Annotated in this window: 2 protein-coding genes; one reads left to right on the plus strand and one right to left on the minus strand. The window is 65.5% G+C overall.

Features of this window, described 5'->3' with window-relative positions; genetic code table 11:
• The coding region (locus tag VW23_RS02385) for a PLP-dependent cysteine synthase family protein (protein ID WP_069907994.1) at nucleotides 1–1,186 on the minus strand (1,186 nt) is incomplete at its 3' end.
• A gap of 225 nt (nucleotides 1,187–1,411) precedes the next feature.
• Here VW23_RS02385 and VW23_RS02390 point away from each other — a divergent pair.
• Nucleotides 1,412–2,878, plus strand: coding sequence for a M81 family metallopeptidase (locus VW23_RS02390; protein WP_069907995.1), 1,467 nt, complete (start codon nucleotides 1,412–1,414; stop codon nucleotides 2,876–2,878).
• The last annotated feature ends 89 nt before the right edge of the window (nucleotides 2,879–2,967 follow it).

The following is a 2,967-nucleotide window of genomic DNA, read 5'->3' on the forward strand; positions in this document are numbered from 1 at the left end:
TCGGTGTATTTTTTTTTTTATCCACCAGAATACGGCATCCGCGCTTGCTGCCTGTCTCGTGGGCTCGGAACGGTGTATAAGATACAGCCTCTGCCCCCATCAGCAATTCCCCTGCAAACCTACCCCCAGCGAGGAATGCTTCGAGCCTCGCCACATATGGCGCCGGATCCAACCCCTGCGCCTTGAGCCAGGCCGGGTTGTAGTAACTTTCGGCATAGCGCTCGCCGCTGTCGCAGATCAGCGACACGATCGAGCCGCTCCGCCCCTCGCTGCGCATCCGGCTCGCGGCCCAGCACACCCCGATGAAGTTGCTGCCGGTGGAGGCGCCGACGCGGCGGCCGAGCAGCCGCGACAGCACCTGCATGCCGGCCAGCGAGGCGGCGTCGGGCACCCGGATCATCTCGTCGATCACCTCGCCGATGAACGAGGCTTCCACCCGCGGCCGCCCGATCCCTTCGATGCGCGAGCCGCGTGCCGCAGTGGCGGTGCGGTCGGTCCGCAACCACCCATCATAGAAAGCGGAGAACTCGACATCGGGCACGCAGAGCCGGGTATCGAGGCAGCGGTAGCGGATGTAGCGGCCGATGGTCGCCGAGGTGCCGCCGGTGCCGGCGCCCATCACGATCCACTCCGGCACCGGGTGCCTTTCCCTCGCCATCTGCGCAAAGATCGACTCGGCGATGTTGTTATTGCCGCGCCAGTCGGTGGCCCGTTCGGCAAAGGTGAACTGGTCGAGATAATGCCCACCGCACTCCGCCGCGAGCTCCGCCGCCCGCGCATAGATCGCCGCCGGCTGCTCGACGAAATGGCAGCGCCCGCCCTGCTGCTCGATCGCCTCGACCTTGCTGGCGCTGGTGGTGCGCGGCAGCACGGCGCAGAAATCGAGCCCGAGCAACCGGGCGTAATAGGCTTCGCTGACGGCGGTGGAGCCGGAGGAGGCTTCGACCAGCGTCATGCCCTCGCGGATCCGGCCGCTGCAGATGCCGTAGAGGAACAGCGAGCGTGCCAGCCGGTGCTTCAGGCTGCCGGTCGGATGCGAGGATTCGTCCTTGAGGTAGATGTCGATACCATCAAGCGACGGCAGGTTCAGCGCGATCAGATGCGTATCCGCCGAGCGCCGTCCCTCGGCCTCGAGCAGGGCGACGGCCCGGCTGCGCCAGACCCGATCCGGACTGCAGTTCGACATGACGGCCTCGTGCTATTCTGTCTCATCTTGATAGCACATCATGCTCCAAATTTGCAACGTTGCGCCAACAGGTTCTATCAATTGCAACATTGGGAGCAATCTGAACCATTTCAAGCGATCGGCGCTACCGCCGATGTTCCGCGCTGCGGAACCAGCGACGATTGACCCTCTCCGGCTGCCCTTCCAAGGTTGCCGCCAGCCCTTTCATCCGGAGCCGTCAGTTCCATGCGCCTGTTCATCGCCACCTTGGGCACCGAGACCAACACCTTCGCCTCGTTTCCGACCGGCATCGACGATTTCAAGGAGTGCTTCTGGGCCGACCGCAATGTCGAAACCTTCGCGCCCTCGCCCTGGTCGGCGCCGCCGCAGATCTGGCGCGATCGCGGCCTCGAGCGCGGCTGGGAGGTGGTCCAGAGCCTCTTCGCCTTCGCCAACCCGGCCGGCCCGACCATCAAGGCCGACTACGAGGCGATGCGCGATCGCATCCTCGACGACCTGCGCGCCGCCGGCCCGGTCGACGCGGTGCTCTATTACCTGCACGGCGCGATGATCGCCGATGGCTACGATGACTGCGAAGGCGACCTGGTGCAGCGCACCCGCGCGCTGGTGGGCAGCAAAGCCCGCATCGGCATCGAGCTCGACCTGCACGGCCATGTCGACAACACCATCGTCGACAATGCCGACCTGATCGTCATCTACAAGACCTACCCGCATATCGACCACGCCGAACGCGCCGAGGATCTGTTCGCCTTGATGGAGCGCACGCTGAAGGGCGAGATCGAACCGAAAATGGCGCTGTTCGACTGCAAGACCATGGGTCTGTTCCCGACCACCATGGAAGGCCCGATGATCGCCTTTACCCAGTCGCTCTATGACGGGGAAGGCAAGGACGGCGTGTTGTCGCTGTCGCTCAACCACGGCTTCCCCTGGGCCGACGTGCCGCTGGCCGGCGCCAAGATGCTGGCCGTCGCCGACCGCGACCAGGCCATCGCCGACCGCGCCGCCAAGCACTACGGCGAGGCCTTCTACCGCATCCGCGCCGCAGCGACGCTGCCCTTCACCCCGTTCAAGGAAGCGATCGAAGCGGCCAAGCTCAAGGGCGACAAGCCGCTGCTCATCGCCGACACTTCCGACCAGATCGGCAGCGGCGCGCCGGGCGATACCACCTATGTGCTGAAGGCCCTCATCGATGCCGGCATCCGCAACGCCGTGGTGGCGCCGCTCTGGGACCCCTCGGCAGTGAAGATCTGTTTCCAGGTGGGGGTCGGCGCCAGGCTGAAACTCCGGATCGGCGGCAAGTTCGAGCCGCATTCCGGCCCGCCGCTCGATGCCGAGGCCGAGGTGCTGTTCCTGAAGCGCAACGCCCACCAGGATCATCTGCCCGGCGAGCGCATCGAGATCGGCGACGTCGCGGTGGTGCGGGTCGAGGGCATCGAGGTGCTGCTGACGACGCTGCGCACCAACCTCTACACCCTGAGCCTGTTCTCGCTGCACGGCATCACGTTCGACGACAAGCAGGTCGTCTCGATCAAGAACCTCTACAAGCACAAGGACCTGTTCATCACCAACACCCGGGCCCAACTGTTCGTCGCCACCCCGGGCACCAGCAACCCCAACTGGAACGAGCTGCCGTTCAAGCAGCTGACGCGGCCGATCTGGCCACTGGATGCGGATCCGCTTGGGTTGGATTGAGGCGGCGCACTCTCCGTTATCCTCCCCCGCGTGGCGGGGGAGGGGGACCGCCGAAGGCGGTGGAGGGGGCGGCAAGAGTCGACTATGGG

The sequence above is a fragment of the Devosia insulae DS-56 genome (assembly GCF_000970465.2).
Classification (GTDB): domain Bacteria; phylum Pseudomonadota; class Alphaproteobacteria; order Rhizobiales; family Devosiaceae; genus Devosia_A; species Devosia_A insulae.

Bases quoted from the DNA above. Each gene is read 5' to 3' on its own strand.
- VW23_RS02390 (WP_069907995.1), top strand. From the start codon at position 1,412: ATGCGCCTGTTCATCGCCACCTTGGGCACCGAGACCAACACCTTCGCC.